We start from the raw sequence: 18,068 nt of genomic DNA on the forward strand, positions 1-18,068 counted from the left end.
GCAACTCGCCTTATGCAAATAGCGGGTCCGCATTGGCGGACCGTGCACTGCTCGACGCGAGTCTCACCGTCTTCTGCGACCCAGACGGTAAGCCTTGCTAGAGGCGGCAAATGTCGCGGGGGCGGACTGTAACGGTCTGCCCCCACATTTTTTCAGAGAGTTTGTACGTTGGTGAAACGGGCGGCTTAGGCCGCGTTCACGTCATCCTCTGGCGTGTCAGGAACCGCGGTCAAAGTGGCCGCCCCGTTCACTGCAATCTTCTTCGGCTTCATCGCCTCTGGCACTTCGCGCACCAGATCAATCACCAGCAGACCATCGGCCAAGTCAGCGCGCTCTACGCGGACATGATCGGCGAGCTCAAAGCGGCGTTCAAACCCGCGATTGGCGATGCCCACATGCAGCATCTCTGCCGCTTCCTGGGTTTCCTCGCGCTTCTTGCCTTGCACAGTCAGCAGGTTTTGCTGAGCCGTGATCTCGATGTCTTCCGGGCGGAAGCCTGCAATCGCAAGCGTGATGCGGTAATTGTCTTCGCTGCTGCGGGCGATGTTAAACGGGGGGTAATTATCGCTGGAATTGCTGCGAGCCTGGCTTTCGAGCAGGTCGAACAAGTGGTCAAAACCAACGGTGGTCCGGCGATACGGTGTAAAATCTAGACGTGACATAATTTCAAATCCTCGTGTTTGAGCAATCTGTATTTTCAAAGCGGGCCTGCCGAATGCAGCACCCAATTGCGCCAGCATTAATCCCCAAGACTGGCGGATCGTGCTGACACAGCATATCTAGGGTGCCATACAGTGCCTTTCAAGAGGCAGCACGCCGGATAAAAAACGCTCACTTTCAGCCGCTTAAATAAGAAAAGAAGAGTTTTTAATGACCCAGCCTAATATCGATATCTACTCCAAATTCACCTGCCCATTCTGCGTTCGCGCCAAGAATTTGCTGAAGAGCAAGGGCGCAGAATTCAACGAGTTTGATATCACCATGGGCGGCCCAAAAAAGGCAGAGATGCTGGAACGCGCGCCGAATGCACGCACCGTGCCGCAAATCTTCATCGGTGATCTGCACGTGGGCGGCTCTGACGATTTGGCAGCGCTGGAAAGTTCGGGGCAGCTTGACGCCCTGCTCGCGGGATAGGGCTTCTAACGTGCCCAAGATTGCTGTCTTGCAAATGACCTCGGGCATCGACCCGGAGGCGAATTTCTCGACCATTGAAAAAGCGGCACATGATGCGGTCGCTGAGGGCGCTGTCATGCTATTCGCGCCCGAAATGGCAGGTCTGCTTGATCGCAACCGGGCTCGCGCCACCCCATGGATCACCGGGTCCGGTCCAGGGGCGATGGCGGAACGGCTCAGTACGCTTGCGCAGCTCCTACAAATTGACCTCGCTATCGGATCGATCCCTGTGGCGGGCGAGGGCAGCAAATTCGCCAATCGCGCGTTTTACGTCCCCGCCAGCGGCGCGCCTAGCGTAACTTACGACAAGATCCATATGTTCGACGTCGAACTCGCAAATGGTGAGACTTGGCGCGAAAGCTCAGCCTATGAGCCGGGCAAAGATGTCGTCACTGTTCCAGGCACCCCGCTGGGCACGCTCGGCCTCACCATCTGTTATGATATGCGCTTTCCCGCCCTGTTCGAGGCTCTCGGTCAGCGTCAATGCGACGCCATCGCTGTTCCTGCCGCCTTCACCGTGCCCACCGGCAAAGCGCATTGGCATGTGCTGCTGCGCGCCCGCGCGATTGAGGCGCAGGCCTTTGTCATCGCCGCTGCGCAGGTCGGCAAGCACGAGGACGGCCGTGAGACCTATGGGCACAGCCTGGTGATCGACCCCTGGGGCGAAGTTTTGCTCGATATGGGCGGTGAGGGGCCGGACCTCGGCTTTTGCGACATCGACCTGGAGCGGATCAAAGAGGTGCGCGGCCAGCTGCCCAGCCTTGCTAATAAGCGGGAAATCCCCAAATAGGGCGCACCATGATCGTCTTTGACCTCCACTGTGAAAGCGGCCACCGTTTTGAAGGCTGGTTCCGTTCGTCCAGCGACTTTCTCGACCAGAGCGAGGCGGGCTATGTCGCTTGCCCAGAATGCGGAACCACTCATGTCGCCAAAGCGCCCATGGCGCCGGCTGTTCCGGTAAAGGGCAACAGCGCGCGCAGCGATGCGAAAAAGGCCGAAGCGGTGAAGGAAGCTGTTGAGGCCGCATCGCAGGCTGCAGAGGCCAAGAAATCAGACGCTTCTGGCGCGGGCGATACGGCCAAATTGTCATCCGACCTGATCAAGACGCCCGCCACTCCGGCGGTTCCCCCGAGGGCTGGGCAGCTATCCAACACACCGATGACCGCAGAAATGAAATCGGCCATCGCGAAACTCGCGAAGGCGCAGGAAAAGGCGCTCAAGGACAGCACCTGGGTTGGCAATAAGTTCGCCGAGCAAAGCCGCGAGATGCATTACGGCGAGCGTGATGAAGCCCCGATCCACGGGCAGGCGAGCCTTGATGAAGCCAAGGCTCTGGCCGAAGAAGGCGTGCCGATTGCGCCGCTGCCATTCCCGGTTGCACCGCCAGAAAAGCTGAATTGATCGGTTTTGTTTGCGCCCGCCCATCCGGGCGAGCGATTTCCTCGCTCATGCGATCAAAGATCGGGTGGCCTATGACCGTCTCCGAATCCGCTGCGGGCGGCCACAAGGGCCTTGCGGCGCTGCGCGCCGATATTGCGCGAATAGTAAACCCTGTTATTGGGCTTCGCGGGGCCCCGTAGCTCAGCCGGATAGAGCACCAGATTCCTAATCTGGGGGCCGCGTGTTCGAATCACGCCGGGGTCACCACCACCTTTAGATCAGAAAACCGGCCTTTTTCGCGGTGTCGATCACGCCTTGCGCCAGCTCAACCGGGCGATCCTCCTGACAGAAATGCCCGCAGGTGGAGAGCATCGCATGCGGCTGCCCCTTGGCTCCTGCGATCCGCGCGCTCAGCGCCTCGCCAAGCCCGCCGGTTACCGGATCATCCTCGCCAAACAGGGTGAGGAACGGCTTGTCAAAAGCGCTGAGGCCATCCCAGGCGGCGGTGTTCTCCGCGATGCCAGCCATGCCATCTTCGACCGGGACCAGCTGAGGGAAAGCCCGCGCGCCCGCCTTGCTTGGTTCATCGGGGAAGGGCGCATCATAGGCTGCGACTTCTGCTGCGGTCCGCTCCGTCGCTGTTGCGCGCTGGAGCAGATCGCCGATCTGGAAATCGGGTGAGGCCTTGGCAAATTCGCGCCACGCTAAAAACGCGGGCGAGGGAGTGCCGCCGGTGGGGAGGAAGGTGTTGCTGGCCACGACGCAGGCGAAACTGTCCGGCGCCTCGCCAACCATGCGCAGGCCCAGCAAACCGCCCCAATCCTGGCAAAACAGAGCGGCGGTTTGAGGCACGACTGCGGCACGCCATTGGCCAAGCCAATCCATGTGCCGCTGATAGGTGTAGAAGCCGATGTCATCCGGCTTATCGCTTTTACCGAACCCGATCAGATCCGGCGCGAGGCAGCGAAACCCTGCATCCACCAGAACCGGGATCATCTTGCGGTAGAGATAGCTCCAGCTCGGCTCGCCATGAAACAGCAAGACGGGCGGGGCATCCTTTGCCCCTTCGTCGAGGTAATGCATCCGTCCGGAATGCCCATCGCCCAGATCAATGTCGCACCAATTCTCCGCAAACGGATAATCGGGCAGGTCGGCAAAGCGGGCGGGATCGTAGGACAGAACTTGCATCAGCGGGTCTCCTCTATACCCGCTGGGTATCATAGAGCGCCGCGATCAACAGCCACAATTTCAGCTATTGCGCGACGCCCGGTCCCGCTCAACCGAGCGTGCTGCTTATCAAGCCTCTTCGCCGACATCCTTGCCCATCGGCACGCGTTCTTTGAAGGTGTGCGTGATGTATGGGAATGGGATCTCGATACCGGCTTCATCCAACCCGCGCTTGATAGCGCGCACGACCAGATCCTTGCTCTCGCGTCCATCGCGCGGTTTTGAGCCAGACCACCAGCGCACGAGGAAATCGACGCTACTGGAATTGAACTCCTGCGCGAACACATCGACGCCTTTTTCAGAATTGACATCTTCAATCGCCTCCACGGCTTTAGCAATGACGCCTGAGGCCTGATCCAGGTCGGTGTCATAGGAAACCCCGATCACAACGCTGTGACGGCGCAGTTCCGCATCGGTAAGGATCTCAACCGGGTTCTTGAACAGGATCGAGTTGGGCAGAACCGTGAGCTCGCCAGACATCTGCCGGATATGGGTCTCACGCAAGGTGATATGCTCCACCTTGCCGTAAATCCCCTCGCATTTGATGATGTCGCCAATGCGCATTTTCTCGCGCACCATGATCAATACGCCTGCGAGGAAGTTTTCAAAGATATCCTGAAATGCGAAACCAATCGCCACCGCACCGATACCAAGGCCTGCGATCAGGCTGGCCGGCGTCAGGCCGGGCATCATCACAATCGCCGCAATCATCAAGCCGACGATCCACACGCCCAGCTTCACCAGCGTCTCGATTAGGTTGCGCAGGCTAGGGCGCAGATCGGTTGTACCGATAATTTTGTCTGTAATTCTAACCGCGAACTTCGCGACTATCGACGTGATAATGACGATGATCAGCGCAATGGCCATCGCCGGCAGGGCCGCGACAAAACTTTGCGCCATGCTTTCGATCTGATTGGTGAGTGTTGTAAGCATAAGTGGATTGATTTCCCTCTATTTTGGCCATTAACGAGGCAAACAGGCCGATGTTCCGAAATGGTGCGCCCTGCTATGGCCGCCGACGATAACCTCGCCATCGGGACTGGGACAGACCCGGCGCTCCATTTCCGATCAAACACCGCTTGTTTGGACCCGCAAAAGCGGCAATTTAGCCCGCATTGTAAATTAAAGTCACATTTATGACTGTGTCTGTCGTTTTGTGCTTGAACCGCGCACTTAACTATGATTCTGTGAGACTTATGGGACGTCGGGGAAAACTTCAGCAATTGCCAGCAGATCAGGCCAAGCAAGGCCTGGCTCTGCTCGTGCTGCTTGTGCTGACCGCGCTTGCTATTGCGGGTCCAACCGGCCTGCTTGCATGGAATGAAAACGCAAACCTTTTGGACAAGCGTCAGGCGCAAATCGCAATGCTATCGGCAGAGCGGGATGAGCTGCGCAATCGTGTGAGCCTGCTCGATCCCGGCGCGGCCGATCCTGATCTGGTCGGCGAATTGCTGCGCCGTAATATGAATGTTGTGCACCCTGATGAGGTTGTGATCACCGTCGAAGACCAGTGACGGGCTGATCGCACACATTTGCACCTTTCTCACAATGCAGCACGCCAATCTGGTTAGCCTGCGCGCGCCCTTTCACATACGTATGCTGAGACAAATTTGGCCAAGAAATGGTCTGCTTTACGTTGCGTCTTGCCCGAAAACACGATTATAGCGCGCTAGCAATCTTCTCCCCAATGGCGGCGCTGCGCGCGCGGCCAATCAAAGGAAAAACGCATTGGCTAAACAGCCCTCAAGAACCACTGCTTCTGCAAAACAGAGTAAGACCAAAGCGAAGGCCGCCGACACAAGCGCCGTTGCTGCGCCATCGGATGATCCCGATTTCATGCTGAATTCGCTGCAGGCGGAATTCGAAGAGCAGAAGCGCTTCAATGCAACACCAGAGCAAATGCTCAAATTCTATGAGCAAATGTTGTTGATCCGCCGCTTTGAAGAGAAGGCGGGCCAGCTTTACGGCCTCGGCCTGATCGGTGGTTTCTGTCACCTGTATATCGGCCAGGAAGCGGTTGCGATTGGACTGCAAAGCGCACTCGATAACGATCGGGACAGCGTGATCACAGGTTACCGCGATCACGGGCACATGCTGGCTTACGGTATTGATCCCAAGGTCATCATGGCTGAGCTGACCGGCCGCGAAGCGGGCATTTCTAAAGGGAAGGGCGGCTCGATGCACATGTTCAGCACCGAGCACAAATTCTACGGCGGTCACGGCATCGTTGGCGCACAGGTTGCGCTGGGCGGCGGGCTCGCGCTGGCGCACAAGTATAATGAAGACGGCGGACTTTGCCTCGCATACTTTGGCGATGGCGCGGCGAACCAGGGCCAGGTCTATGAGACCTTCAACATGGCGTCCCTATGGAACCTGCCAATCGTCTTCGTGGTTGAGGACAATCAATATGCGATGGGCACGTCAACCGCGCGTTCGTCAGCTGAAACACGCTTTTACCGGCGCGGAACATCCTTCCGCATTCCCGGCATGGAAGTGAACGGCATGGACGTTCTCGAAGTGCGCGCCGCAGCCGAGGTTGCCTTCAAGCATGTGCGCGATGGCAAGGGCCCTGTTCTGATGGAACTCAACACCTATCGTTACCGCGGGCACTCCATGTCTGATCCGGCCAAATACCGGACCCGCGAGGAAGTGCAGGAACAGCGCGACACGCACGACCCGATTGAACGCCTCAAGAAAACCTTGATCGAAGGCGGTAAATCAGAAGACGACCTCAAGACCGTCGATAAAGGCATTCGCAAGGTCGTTGCCGAAGCCGCTGATTTTGCAGAGACTTCGCCCGAGCCGGAGGCAAGCGAGCTCTACACCGATGTTCTGGTGGAGGAGTATTGAGCCATGGGTATTGAACTCAAAATGCCAGCCCTCTCGCCGACAATGGAGCAGGGAACGCTCGCCAAGTGGCTGAAGGCCGAAGGCGACACGATTGAGCCGGGCGATATCATTGCTGAGATCGAAACCGACAAGGCGACGATGGAATTTGAAGCGATTGATGAGGGCGTATTGTCCAAGATCATGATCGCTGAAGGCACCGAAGACGTCGCCGTTGGCACCGTCATCGCGATGATGACGGGCGAGGGCGAGGACGCGGGCGACGCCAGCGCGCCTGAACCAGCCCCTGCCGCCGCTGTTGAACCGGCAGCTGCGCCAGAGCCAGCGCCAAAGCCTGCGGCGGAAAAGCCAGCACCAGCGGCGCCTGCACACGATCCGGAAATTCCCGAAGGCACCAGCTTCACTAGCACTGCTGTGCGTGAAGCCTTGCGCGATGGCATGGCGGAAGAAATGCGCCGCGACGAACGCGTGTTCGTGATGGGCGAGGAAGTCGCCGAATACCAGGGCGCCTATAAGGTCACGCAGGGCCTACTCGACGAATTCGGTCCAAAGCGTGTGATCGACACTCCGATCACCGAATATGGCTTTGCCGGCATCGGTACCGGCGCAGCGATGGGCGGTCTGCGCCCCATCGTCGAATTCATGACGTTCAACTTTGCGATGCAAGCGATTGACCACATCATCAATTCCGCCGCCAAGACCAATTATATGTCTGGCGGCCAGATGCGCTGTCCAATCGTCTTCCGAGGCCCCAATGGCGCGGCGAGCCGCGTTGGCGCGCAGCACAGCCAGAACTACGGCCCATGGTACGCAAGCGTCCCCGGCCTGATCGTGATCGCGCCCTATGACAGCGCCGATGCGAAGGGCCTGATGAAGGCCGCCATCCGCAGCGAAGATCCGGTCGTCTTCTTGGAGAACGAGCTGGTCTACGGGCGCAGCTTCGATGTCCCAGACCTCGATGACCATGTCCTGCCCATCGGCAAGGCACGGATCATGCGCGAGGGCTCTGACGTGACCATCGTCAGCTATTCCATCGGCGTTGGCCTCGCGCTTGAGGCGGCTGAAGAACTGGCAGGCGAGGGCATCGACGCTGAAGTCATCGATCTGCGCACCTTGCGTCCGCTGGACAAGCAAGCGGTTCTCACCAGCCTTGCCAAGACCAACCGTCTGATCGTGGCGGAAGAGGGCTGGCCGACATGCTCCATCGCATCTGAGATTTAGGCGATCTGCATGGAGGAAGGCTTCGACGATCTCGACGCCCCCGTCCTGCGCGTATGCAACGAGGACGTCCCGCTGCCATATGCCGCGAACCTAGAGGAATTGGCGCTGATCAATGCCAGCTCGATCGTCGAAACGGCTAAGAAGGTCTGCTACGCCGACTAACGGCGGATACCACCCAAACACGGAAAAGGGGGCCGAACTGCAAAAACGCGGCTCAGCCCCCTTTTTTATCTCTTGCCATACGACGTTTAGAACGATTCGAAACGGTCACATGTGGCAGGTGTGACACCATCTGATTCATAAAGCTGGGCCAAGTCGCGTACGTCCCGTACGTTGAACGCTGCAGTATAGCGAATTTGTTTGGTCGAAATGATCTCATCGAAGGGCGTCAACCCGGGATAGTCGTAAAAGACTTCCACGAACATCACGGCCGTACCAGGCGATGCGGTAATCTCACTGCCCGGATCGCCCATACCTTCGAAGCTCTCCCCATCCTGACCGTCGCCCTCGACACCATAACTGGAGGCAACATTCTTTTTGCCCATACAACGCTGCCAAGCGATGAATTGCTGAGAATCGTCGACGCCATCGCTGGGTGTTGGATCATATTCCTGAAGGCTAGATAGAACCACACGACCATTGTCGAGGATGTCCAAACCGCCGCCCAATTTCCATGCACCGATAAACACTTCTGTGATGTCAGCCTCGGTTACCCGGCGCGCTTGCAGCACTTCTTCAGAGCCCACTCGCGACGCGTTATCGGCCAGCTGCACAGCGACCTGACTAATGCGCATGTGAGTAACAGTGTAGTTGGCAACTTCGGTGCCAAACATGCCCAATGAAAGGACAATTGGCATGGCGAACGCGAATTCTGTCAGCGCTAGACCCGAGGTATCATCGCGCAACAAAGGCAGTCGCGCTGCCCCGTTCTTGAGTGCCTTGAGTACTTTTTTCGAACCGGCGATCATGCGCAATTCCCTGTTTCGAGTGAGCGATCCTGTTCATCAAACGGTTGGTTTCGGAGTACCGTTGAGGCCGCTAGTGTTACGTTCTCGTCTAGCCCAATCAGCCCAGCCATCGGGAATACCCGTGGGTAGGTGACGGTTGCAGTGTAGAGAACCGCGTCTCGCGCACTACCAATGCCGGCCTGACCGCGATCGGGGTCCCATTGGCCATTGTCGTTCATATCTTCGAACAACTCATTGTTGTTGCAAATTCCATCACCATTATCGTCGGTGAAGAACTCAGGCTGGCCAATGTCCGAGAAGTCAAAGTGTGACAGCTTCTCTAGATCCACTTCAGCAGTGTTGGGCAGCACCTCTGAGACGATATTGATCACTTGCCCGTCAATGGCGCTTTGCTGACTACCCGCACTTTCAAGTGTCAGGTCCCGTCCAGCTTTCTGCATCGCACCATTGAGCAAGGCACTGGTGTATTGCGTATGAGCAAGGTCAAACACACCCATAACCAGCACGACAAGGATGGGGGCGACAAAGCCGAATTCGACCAAGGTCGCCCCGCTCTCATCCTTAGCTAACGTGCGCATACGCAAGCGGCAGTTTTCAAACATATGTCCAATCATGATGTCAGCCTCAGTGCAGCAATTTCTTGTGCGATTTCGCGGAAAGTATCCGACAGGCTCTCACCGTTCTGTGGGAAGTAGGCTCTGTTCGGGCTCGCACAGGTGGTAAGGTCTTGGACAGTTTCATCGTTAGGGTCCGTTGGATCGATATTGTCACCAAAGCCGATGGTCCAAACTGTGATGTTCTCTTGACGCGCTGCCCGACAAACCGCCTGGAAACGGGCCGCATGGCGAGCGGTCAGATCAGTAAAGCCATCATCCGTGACGCGCGGCTGCCACCATTCCAGTCCATAAGTGGTGTACAGTCGATCGATTGGCTGAAGGATACCATCGGTCATGTAAACGATATGGCGTGCAATCGCGTCCCCATTTGGAGCTGAGGCGTTATCAGCAGCAAAAATACCGTTCGGTGAAATGAACCGACCACCCCAAATCATTCCGATGTCATGATAGGTGTTCCCACCTGGGTTCAAGCTGTCCAAATACGTGACCAGGTTGCCTCTGGTGAACCCAGATGGGCTATCTGGACCAATTTCTTCAAGGCGTCGTGCAGGAGCAGGACAGCCATTTCCAGGTTGGTTCTTGTTCGCAGTGGTCGTATGTTCACCTCGAATTCGGTCATTACGACTTACTTCGCTCTCACCATCTTCGTAACGATAGAACACCGCGCCTGGAATGTGCGGTTTCCATGCCTCATCATCATTCGAAGGGATGAGGTTAATATCGAGATCAGGGGTAGCGTCGGTGATTGTATCAAAATTATCGAGGCTTTCTGTATTAGCTTCCTCGATACAACCGCCCCAAGGCACATTAACGAACGCACCTTGATTACCTACTGGAAGGCTGATCTGATTGTTCGTGTAAATGCTTGAGAAATCGACCGCCTGCCAATCTGTTGCTTCTGCTGGTACGTTGGCAGTGTCCAGATTGAGATAGGTGTAGTTTTCGAAGGTCCGAACCTGCTCCTCAATCAGAGTGTAGTCCACCTGCGCGGTTGATTTAAAAATATCATATCCGACCCGGCAATATCCATCGTTACCATAGCGGTAGTTTGGATCGCGGCGCTCAATCTCGACAGTGGCATTGCTACCAGTGGTGGTGCGGAAATTTCCTGAGACATTTTGGCTCGTTACGTTGCCGGACGAAATGTCCAGAGAACCCTCATCGACCGTCTCACTAGGCCCGTTGGTAAACTCAGGCACCGCTTCTTCACAGCGGCTTTCGCTCACATAGCCTGCCGCCGTCGTCAAAAAGCTGTCGAGTGTCTCAGTACCGGGGTCAGTGATATCATTCAACTCGAGGCTAACCCGTTCCCAGTCGATCTCGAAATTAGCATAGCGTGTGGGGTAAGTATGATTCGATGCCATGTACTCAACAGGGATAGAGTCACCAACGTTCACATTCATCGAAAATGGAACGAAACCGTAACGGATCTGAGCGCTGCGCGCACTCGATCCCTCGACTGCATCATAAAAGTCTAGAACAGCCGCGCGAAGCGCTTGAATACGCGTTTGACCAGGGGAGCCGGAGGCACCGCCCATCGAACCGGTGACGTCCAATACGAACATGACATCGGTGTTGGCGATGTTCACCTCGGCCGAACATCCAACGGTAAGGTCAAAGCCTTCGAAACCAAAGATATGCATTAGAGTTGTCGGCAACCGACCACTCGCAGTGCCCTCAACGCGGTCGTCATCCGGCGCTGTGAACGAATGAGTCATGCTCTCGAGGCCGAAGAGACCATCCTCATAGTTTTCTTCGAAAAAGTCTGTCCCAATACCCCCATGGGTGCCTGGATCGAATGTGGGCGAGTCGCCCATTGCTCGGCGAGCAGCGAGAGCGCCAGCATCGCAGGCTGCCTGCAAACGGGTGGAGGCCATGTAGTACCGGCTGGCATCAACCGCACTGCCCACCATTGCCACGAGTGGCACCATAGTAGCTGCTGCGATGACGATGGTATTCGCTGTCGGGTCTTTTGCTAGCGCCCTGAAAAATGATGGGTTGCCCATGACTTTCGATATCCTTGCGAGAAAACACTTGTGTAAGGCTGACATAGCGGCACTAGGTAATCGCAATCTCAACGTGCATGGTAAATTTTGAGTGAATACGCAGATTGTGTTTAACCATGATTTTGTTGCATAAAGTCAGGTCTTAAAAGGGGTGTAAAAGCCGCCGCTTTGCGGCTAGCGCAGGGTCCGTGGACACGATTGAAACCGACATTCTGACAAGCGAGTTTGAGCTAGCGCTGGCACATACGCGTGCCGACATACGCCCGCGGCTACGCGCTTTATTTGCTCTGGATCAAAGGCTTGCACGGATTATCGGCAAAGCAACCGAGCCTATGCTTGCGCAGATGCGCCTGTCGTGGTGGCGAGAAATGTTGGAGCAGAAACCCGCACAGCGCCCCCAGGGTGACGCGGTGCTCGATGCAATCGGCGATAACTGGGCCGGGGAAGAGGCCGCTTTGCGCGATCTTGTTAACGGTTGGGAGCATTTGCTGGCCGATCCGCCGTTGCCCGAAGCCGAAGCTCAGCAATTTGTCGAGGCGCGGGCAGCAGCGATTTGCGGCTTTGCTAGGGTTTCGCCGGGAGAAAAGGCATACGAATGCGTTAACCTTGCGGCCCAAACCTGGGCGATTGCGGACCTCGCGGCCAAGGTGCACTCCGACACGGAGCGCAATCTGCTGCTCGATATGGGGCGGCGAGTGTGCGCTCAAAAACCAGAAAAACTAAGCGGTTTTAAAGGCCTCGCAGTGCTTTCTGCTTTGGGACGGCGGGCCATCGCAAATGGTGGGCGCCCGCTAATGGAAGGCCGCGGCGCCGGTTTCACCGCTTTTCGTGCGGCTTTGCTTGGTAAGTAAAACACGCTAGTATCCTTGTTTCGGTACAATTCATGGGGAGGGGCCCATGCGGCAAGTAGTTCTCGGGGCGTTTCTTGGCTTGATTATGGCCGGTGTTGGCACGTTTTGGTGGCAAGGCCGCGCTCAGGTGGAGGACAATGCGCCGCCGCCGCCTGAGCCGGAAGAAACCGCGCCTGCACCCGATGTCTTGCCTAAGGCCGATCCGGGCGATCTCACCGGCCCGGCACCGCCAGAGGCCAGCGAGCTGACCAAGGAAGAACGGCGATTCTTTCGTTACGACCGCAATCGCGACCGGATCATCACCCGCAATGAGATGCTCTCGACCCGCTCGGATGCGTTTCGCAAACTCGACAAAGATGGCAATAATCTGCTGACTTTTGAGGAATGGGCGGTGACAACTTCAAAACGTTTCGAGGGCGCGGATGCAGATGGCAACGGGCAGTTGACCACAGCCGAATTCGCCAGCACCGCTCCGAAACGCTCGACCCGTCGGCCAACCTGCCGCTGCTAACTAGCTTAGGCCGGAACCGGCTCTCCTGCTTTTAGCCATTCAGCCAGTTCCGTCTTGGCCCGGTTGGTGTAGGCTTCCTTGCGCTGCTTCTTGCCAACCTCATGGAGCGGCGGGAACAGGCCGAAATTCACATTCATCGGCTGGAATGTATCCGCCTCTGCATCGCCGGTAATATGGCTGAGCAGAGCGCCGATTGCAGACGCCGCCGGCGGAGGGGACCAATCGCGCCCGGCCAGCTCTTCCGCCGCCATCATCCCCGCGATCAGGCCAACCGCAGAGCTTTCGACATAGCCCTCACACCCCGTCACCTGACCGGCAAAGCGGATATGCGGCGCGGCTTTGAGGCGCAGCTGACGGTCCAGCACCATTGGCGAATTGAGGAAAGTGTTGCGATGTAAGCCGCCTAGGCGCGCAAATTCGGCATTCTCCAGGCCAGGAATGGTGCGGAACAGCTCGACCTGAGCGCCGTATTTCAGCTTCGTCTGAAAGCCCACCATGTTCCAAAGCGTGCCCAGCTTGTTGTCCTGCCTCAGCTGAACCACGGCATAGGGCCAGCGGCCTTGCGGAAATTCCTCGGTCACATCGCGCGGATTATCAAGCCCCACCGGCTTCATCGGGCCAAAGCGCAAGGTATCGACCCCGCGCGCGGCCATCACCTCGATCGGCATGCAGCCATCGAAATAGGGCGTGTCCTTCTCCCATTCCTGGAATTCGGTTTTATCGCCGTCGATAAGCCCTTGATGAAACGCGAGATATTGCTCTTTCGTCATAGGGCAATTGATGTAATCGCCGCCCTCGTTGGAGGCAGCGGTCGTCTTGTTCCAGCGCGATTGGATCCAGCAGATGTCCATATCGATGCTGTCACGGTGAACAATCGGCGCAATCGCGTCGAAAAATGCTAGCCGCTCTTCGCCCGTTGCCTTCACAATGCTCTGGGCAAGTGACTGCGCGGTGAGCGGTCCAGTGGCAACGATTGTCATGCCGCTGTCGGGCAGGGCATCGACCCGTTCCCGCACGATTTCGATATTGGGATGCTCGCTTAGCGCTTTTTGCACCTCGGCGGAAAAGACATCGCGGTCCACTGCCATCGCGCTGCCAGCCGGCACGCGGGCGATCTCTCCGGCGCGCATCACAATGCTGTCCATTGCACGCATCTCATGGTGCAACAGGCCAACCGCATTCTTAGTATCATCGTCAGAGCGGAAGGAATTGGAGCACACCAGCTCTGCCAACCCGTCCGTCTGGTGCGCAGGCGTCATTTCGCCGCCTTTGTCCTCCGGCGCGCCGCGCATTTCGGACAGGCGCACGCGCACCCCGCGCTGAGCCAATTGCCAGGCCGCCTCGCTGCCCGCGAGACCGCCGCCGATTATGTGAACATCGTGTGATTTCATACCCACGGACCTAGTGCTTGCACGCCCCACACTTCAAGTCCAAGAAGCGCAAATAGGGGTTCACAATGGCAAAAGACGCAGCAAACTCTTCCCATCACGCACTTGCCGCGCATCGTCCATGGCTGCTGGTCAGCCTGGCGGCGGCGATTGCCTATTACTTCCTATGGAACAATCCCATCGGTGGCGTCTGGCTGATTGCGCTGAAGGGGGCAGGGGTTGGTTTTCTGGCGCTCTACGCCATGCGCCGCACCCGCGAGGTAGGGCAAAGCGTGGATGCCGCTCTGATCGCTATGTTCCTGGCTCTATGCGGGGGCGCGGATATGGCGATTGAGCTGAGCTTTAACGTGGGCGGGGCGGTGTTCTTTGCCGCGCATCTAGCCGCGATTGCTCTGTTCCTGCGCAACCGGCGGGAGAAAACGGTACTCAGTCAAAAGCTGTGCGCGGCCGCTTTGCTTGTCGGCGTACCCATCATCTCTTACCTGATCGCGAGAGACCCGCTTGTCGGCCTCTATGGTCTGGGGCTTGGCGCAATGGCAGGTTCCGCTTGGATCAGCCGCTTCTCCCGCTACCGGGTGGGGATCGGTGCCGTGCTGTTTGTCCTATCCGATATGCTGATCTTCAGCCGTATGGGCAGCATCGATTTGGGTTCGATACCCGATGTGGCGATCTGGCCACTCTATTACCTGGGCCAATTCCTGATCGCGACTGGCGTGGTTCAGACCCTGCGCGGGGATCTGCCCAAATCCAACTAAGCTGGGCTAGGACACAGCTCGGGCGGGCGCCGTATTATTGCGAGCACGCCAAAGAGAAAGGGCCAAGCAAGCTTTCGCTCACCTGGCCCTGAGTGCTCGTCAAATCGCTATTATTCCGGCGGGTCTTCGCCGATGTCATCATCGCTCTGCGGCGGGGTGTGCGGAGTGGTCTCATCATCCCCGCCACGGCGATCAGCCATTTCCTCAGTCACTGCTTCTTCCGCAGCATCCTCCGGCTCCTCCGTCTCGTCGATCTTCACCGCGCTGACGATCGTCTCGCCCTTGCCAACATCGAACAGGCGCACACCGGCGGTGTTGCGGCCAAGAACGCGCAATGTATCAAGGCCGATGCGGATAAGCTTCGCCTGATCCGTGACCAACATCAATTGCTCGCCCGAGGACACAGGGAAGCTCGCCACAACTTGTCCATTGCGGGCAATGTTATCGATATTGGTGATACCCATGCCGCCGCGTCCAATCCGGCGGTATTCATAGGCGCTTGAGATCTTGCCATAGCCATTGGCGCAAACAGTCAGGATGAACTGCTGCTTCTCTTCAAGCTCGGCAAAGCGTTCCTCGGTCAGCTCTGGCGAGCCTTCTTTGTCAGCCTTCCATGGCGCGAACTTGAGATATTGCTCGCGTTCTTCAGGTGTGGTCCCTGTCGCACCCAGAACCGAGAGCGATACAACCTCATCATCAGGTTTCAGGTTCATGCCGCGCACACCGGTCGAGGTGCGAGAGGTGAACTCGCGCACATCCATGCCGGCAAAGCGGATTGCCTTACCTTGGCGCGAGGCGAGCAGAACATCGTCAGTCGCATCGAGCAGGGCGACACCGATCAGCTTATCATCGCTATCGGCATCAAACTTCATCGCGAACTTACCATTCGAAGGGATATTGGTGAATGATCCCATCGAGTTGCGGCGCACGCGGCCCTTAGCCGTGGCGAACACAACCGAGAGCGCCTCCCAGCTGTCCTCATCTTCTGGCAGCGGCAGAACCGTGCGGATCGTCTCTCCGTCATCCAGCGATGGCAGCAGATTGACGATCGGCCGCCCGCGCGTCGCCGGACCGCCTTCGGGCAGCTTCCAGACTTTCAAGCGGTAAACCTTGCCCGAGGTGGAGAAGAACAGCACCGGATTGTGCGTCGAGGTGACGAACATTTCCGAGATTGCGTCCGCATCCTTGGTCGACATGCCCGCACGGCCTTTGCCGCCGCGGTTTTGCGCGCGGAAGGTGGAGAGCGGGGTGCGTTTGATATAGCCATCGTGCGTAACGGTGACGACCATCTCATCGCGCTCAATCAGGTCTTCATCGTCGAGACCGTCCCAAGCAGGCGCAATTTCGGAAACGCGCGGAGTCGCATAGGTCGCGCGCACTTCTTCGAGCTCCTCGCGCATCACCGCATAGAGTTTCACCCGGTCAGCGAGGATCGCGAGGTAGCCTTCGATCTTATCGGCCAGCTCTTGCAGTTCGCCGCCGATCTCATCGCGGCCCATCGCCGTGAGGCGGTGCAGGCGCAGTTCGAGAATCGCGCGAACCTGTTTCTCTGAGAGGGTGTATGTGCCGCCCTCCTGATCAGCGGTCGGCTCGATTGCTTCGATCAGACTGATATACTGCGCAATGTCGCCAATCGGCCATTCCTTAGCCAACAAGGTCGCCCGTGCAGCCGCCGGATTGGGCGCCCCGCGGATCATCGCAACGACCTCGTCCAGATTGGACACCGCAACCACCAAGCCGAGCAAGAGGTGCGCGCGTTCACGCGCCTTGTTCAATTCAAACTTGGTGCGGCGCGTGATCACTTCCTCGCGGAAGCTGATGAACGCCTGAATGATATCGCGCAGCATCAACGTCTCTGGACGTCCGCCTCTGATCGCGAGCATATTGGCCGGGAAGCCTGATTGCGCCGGTGTGTAGCGCCAGATTTGGTTGAGCACGACCTCGGCGCTCGCATCGCGTTTCAGATCAACGACGACACGCATGCCCTCGCGTGAGCTTTCATCGCGAATGTCCGAAACACCTTCAATCCGCTTGTCCTTAGCGGCCTCGGCGATTTTCTCGACCAGGCCGGATTTGCCGACCTGATAGGGAATCGAAGTGAGCACGATGCTCTCGCGGTCGCCGCGCTTCGTCTCAATCTCATGGCGGCAACGCATCAGGATCGATCCGCGGCCCGTCGTATAGGCGGATTTCGCTCCGCTTGTGCCGAGGATCAGCGGGGCGGTGGGAAAGTCAGGGCCGGGGACATATTCGATCAATTCCTCGGTCGTGATTGCCGGATTGTCCATGAAGGCAAAACAGGCGTCGATCACCTCGCCAAGGTTATGCGGCGGGATGTTCGTCGCCATGCCAACCGCAATACCGCCGGCACCATTGACCAGCAGATTGGGAAAACGCGCTGGCAGAACCTGCGGTTCGGTCAATTGCCCATCATAGTTGGGCTGAAAGTCGACCGTATCCTTGTCGAGATCGTCGAGCAGGCTGTTCGCGACACGGGCAAGGCGCGCCTCGGTGTACCGCATACTCGCAGGCGGATCGGGATCCATCGAGCCGAAGTTACCCTGGCCATCGACCAGCGGCACTCGCATCGACCAATCCTGGGTCATACGCGCCAGCGCATCATAAATCGCGCTGTCACCGTGTGGGTGATAATTGCCCATCACGTCGCCGACGATCTTGGCGCTCTTACGATAGGGCTTACCAGCGACAAAGCCGCCTTCTTGACTGGCGTAGAGAATCCGCCGGTGCACCGGCTTTAGCCCGTCGCGCACGTCAGGCAAAGCGCGGCTGACGATCACGCTCATCGCGTAATCGAGGTAGCTCGTCTTCATCTCATCGACGATGTCGATGCGCTCAAATTCTTCCATTGGGGTCGGGGGCGTTAGGGTTTCGCTATCGTCGCTCAATGTAGGGCCATTTCTGTGGTTGCCGTATCAGGTATTAATAAGCCTCGTAGCTTACGCCTCAGCACCGCGTTCCGCCACCTTGGAAAGCCAGGAAGCAGGCCCAAACGCCCGGTTTTCCACACCTGACACGGGTGAGGGGCGAGCGGAGGCAGGCCCGTCTCATTTCGGCGCAAGTAAAGAACCATTCAAAGGCCATTCAGGCGCCATACGCTAAGCCA

General features: G+C 57.6%; 16 protein-coding genes, 1 tRNA gene and 1 pseudogene. 10 read left to right on the forward strand and 8 right to left on the reverse strand.

Features of this window, described 5'->3' with window-relative positions:
* Window positions 1-185 precede the first annotated feature (185 nt).
* The gene (locus AC0V6V_RS02105; RefSeq protein ID WP_486163825.1) at window positions 186-662 is read right to left on the reverse strand and encodes an Hsp20 family protein; all 477 of its coding nucleotides are present in this window, start codon (window positions 660-662) and stop codon (window positions 186-188) included.
* Window positions 663-870: 208 nt separating this feature from the next.
* Here AC0V6V_RS02105 and grxC point away from each other — a divergent pair, with 208 nt between their 5' ends.
* From grxC to AC0V6V_RS02125, 4 genes are all read left to right on the forward strand, one after another.
* Window positions 871-1,134, forward strand: coding sequence for a glutaredoxin 3 (grxC, locus tag AC0V6V_RS02110; RefSeq protein ID WP_472645275.1), 264 nt, complete (start codon window positions 871-873; stop codon window positions 1,132-1,134).
* A gap of 10 nt (window positions 1,135-1,144) precedes the next feature.
* Complete coding sequence (locus AC0V6V_RS02115; protein ID WP_486166174.1) at window positions 1,145-1,963, forward strand: carbon-nitrogen hydrolase family protein; 819 nt, start codon at window positions 1,145-1,147, stop codon at window positions 1,961-1,963.
* Between the two features lie 8 nt (window positions 1,964-1,971).
* Window positions 1,972-2,574, forward strand: coding sequence for a DUF1178 family protein (locus AC0V6V_RS02120; RefSeq protein ID WP_486163827.1), 603 nt, complete (start codon window positions 1,972-1,974; stop codon window positions 2,572-2,574).
* A 169-nt stretch (window positions 2,575-2,743) separates the two neighbouring features.
* Window positions 2,744-2,820 (forward strand) — tRNA-Arg (locus AC0V6V_RS02125).
* A 6-nt stretch (window positions 2,821-2,826) separates the two neighbouring features.
* Here the strand turns inward: AC0V6V_RS02125 and AC0V6V_RS02130 are convergent.
* Both AC0V6V_RS02130 and AC0V6V_RS02135 read right to left on the reverse strand, forming a co-directional pair.
* Window positions 2,827-3,741, reverse strand: coding sequence for a haloalkane dehalogenase (locus tag AC0V6V_RS02130; RefSeq protein WP_486163828.1), 915 nt, complete (start codon window positions 3,739-3,741; stop codon window positions 2,827-2,829).
* Window positions 3,742-3,849: 108 nt separating this feature from the next.
* Window positions 3,850-4,713 carry a mechanosensitive ion channel family protein gene (locus AC0V6V_RS02135; protein ID WP_486166175.1) on the reverse strand — a complete coding sequence of 288 codons (864 nt, stop codon included), beginning with the start codon at window positions 4,711-4,713 and terminating at the stop codon, window positions 3,850-3,852.
* A gap of 263 nt (window positions 4,714-4,976) precedes the next feature.
* Between AC0V6V_RS02135 and AC0V6V_RS02140 the strand changes: the two genes are divergently transcribed.
* The 3 genes and pseudogenes from AC0V6V_RS02140 to AC0V6V_RS02150 all read left to right on the forward strand — a co-directional run bounded on the left by AC0V6V_RS02140 (window position 4,977) and on the right by AC0V6V_RS02150 (window position 8,010).
* Entirely contained in the window at window positions 4,977-5,294 is a 318-nt protein-coding gene (locus AC0V6V_RS02140; protein WP_486139086.1) for an FtsB family cell division protein, read from the forward strand.
* 322 nt (window positions 5,295-5,616) lie between these two features.
* Complete coding sequence (gene pdhA, locus AC0V6V_RS02145; protein WP_486166027.1) at window positions 5,617-6,630, forward strand: pyruvate dehydrogenase (acetyl-transferring) E1 component subunit alpha; 1,014 nt, start codon at window positions 5,617-5,619, stop codon at window positions 6,628-6,630.
* A 3-nt stretch (window positions 6,631-6,633) separates the two neighbouring features.
* A pseudogene (locus tag AC0V6V_RS02150) lies at window positions 6,634-8,010 on the forward strand (pyruvate dehydrogenase complex E1 component subunit beta).
* 86 nt (window positions 8,011-8,096) lie between these two features.
* On the opposite strand, the gene AC0V6V_RS02155 reads toward AC0V6V_RS02150, so the two are convergent.
* From AC0V6V_RS02155 to AC0V6V_RS02165, 3 genes are read right to left on the reverse strand one after another with little or no spacing between them, the layout of a single operon-like run.
* Window positions 8,097-8,816 carry a TadE/TadG family type IV pilus assembly protein gene (locus tag AC0V6V_RS02155; protein WP_486163831.1) on the reverse strand — a complete coding sequence of 240 codons (720 nt, stop codon included), beginning with the start codon at window positions 8,814-8,816 and terminating at the stop codon, window positions 8,097-8,099.
* Entirely contained in the window at window positions 8,813-9,430 is a 618-nt protein-coding gene (locus tag AC0V6V_RS02160) for a TadE/TadG family type IV pilus assembly protein (RefSeq protein WP_486166176.1), read from the reverse strand. Before AC0V6V_RS02160 ends, AC0V6V_RS02155 begins: the two co-directional genes overlap by 4 nt.
* Window positions 9,427-11,439 carry a pilus assembly protein TadG-related protein gene (locus AC0V6V_RS02165; protein WP_486166177.1) on the reverse strand — a complete coding sequence of 671 codons (2,013 nt, stop codon included), beginning with the start codon at window positions 11,437-11,439 and terminating at the stop codon, window positions 9,427-9,429. Before AC0V6V_RS02165 ends, AC0V6V_RS02160 begins: the two co-directional genes overlap by 4 nt.
* A 332-nt stretch (window positions 11,440-11,771) precedes the next feature.
* On the opposite strand from AC0V6V_RS02165, the gene AC0V6V_RS02170 reads away from it, so the two are divergent.
* Both AC0V6V_RS02170 and AC0V6V_RS02175 read left to right on the forward strand, forming a co-directional pair.
* Window positions 11,772-12,290: a hypothetical protein gene (locus AC0V6V_RS02170; protein ID WP_486166178.1), complete on the forward strand. Its 519-nt coding sequence runs from the start codon at window positions 11,772-11,774 to the stop codon at window positions 12,288-12,290.
* Between the two features lie 46 nt (window positions 12,291-12,336).
* A complete protein-coding gene (locus AC0V6V_RS02175) occupies window positions 12,337-12,801 on the forward strand; it encodes an EF-hand domain-containing protein (protein ID WP_486163835.1) in 465 nt (154 codons plus the stop codon).
* Window positions 12,802-12,806: 5 nt separating this feature from the next.
* Here the strand turns inward: AC0V6V_RS02175 and trmFO are convergent, their stop codons facing one another.
* Complete coding sequence (gene trmFO / locus AC0V6V_RS02180; protein ID WP_486163836.1) at window positions 12,807-14,192, reverse strand: methylenetetrahydrofolate--tRNA-(uracil(54)-C(5))-methyltransferase (FADH(2)-oxidizing) TrmFO; 1,386 nt, start codon at window positions 14,190-14,192, stop codon at window positions 12,807-12,809.
* 65 nt (window positions 14,193-14,257) lie between these two features.
* On the opposite strand from trmFO, the gene AC0V6V_RS02185 reads away from it, so the two are divergent.
* Entirely contained in the window at window positions 14,258-14,944 is a 687-nt protein-coding gene (locus AC0V6V_RS02185) for a lysoplasmalogenase family protein (protein WP_486163837.1), read from the forward strand.
* A gap of 110 nt (window positions 14,945-15,054) precedes the next feature.
* Here the strand turns inward: AC0V6V_RS02185 and gyrA are convergent, their stop codons facing one another.
* The gene (gyrA, locus tag AC0V6V_RS02190; protein WP_486163838.1) at window positions 15,055-17,811 is read right to left on the reverse strand and encodes a DNA gyrase subunit A; all 2,757 of its coding nucleotides are present in this window, start codon (window positions 17,809-17,811) and stop codon (window positions 15,055-15,057) included.
* Window positions 17,812-18,068 lie beyond the last annotated feature (257 nt).

The sequence above is a fragment of the Erythrobacter sp. S249 genome, from assembly GCF_057364975.1.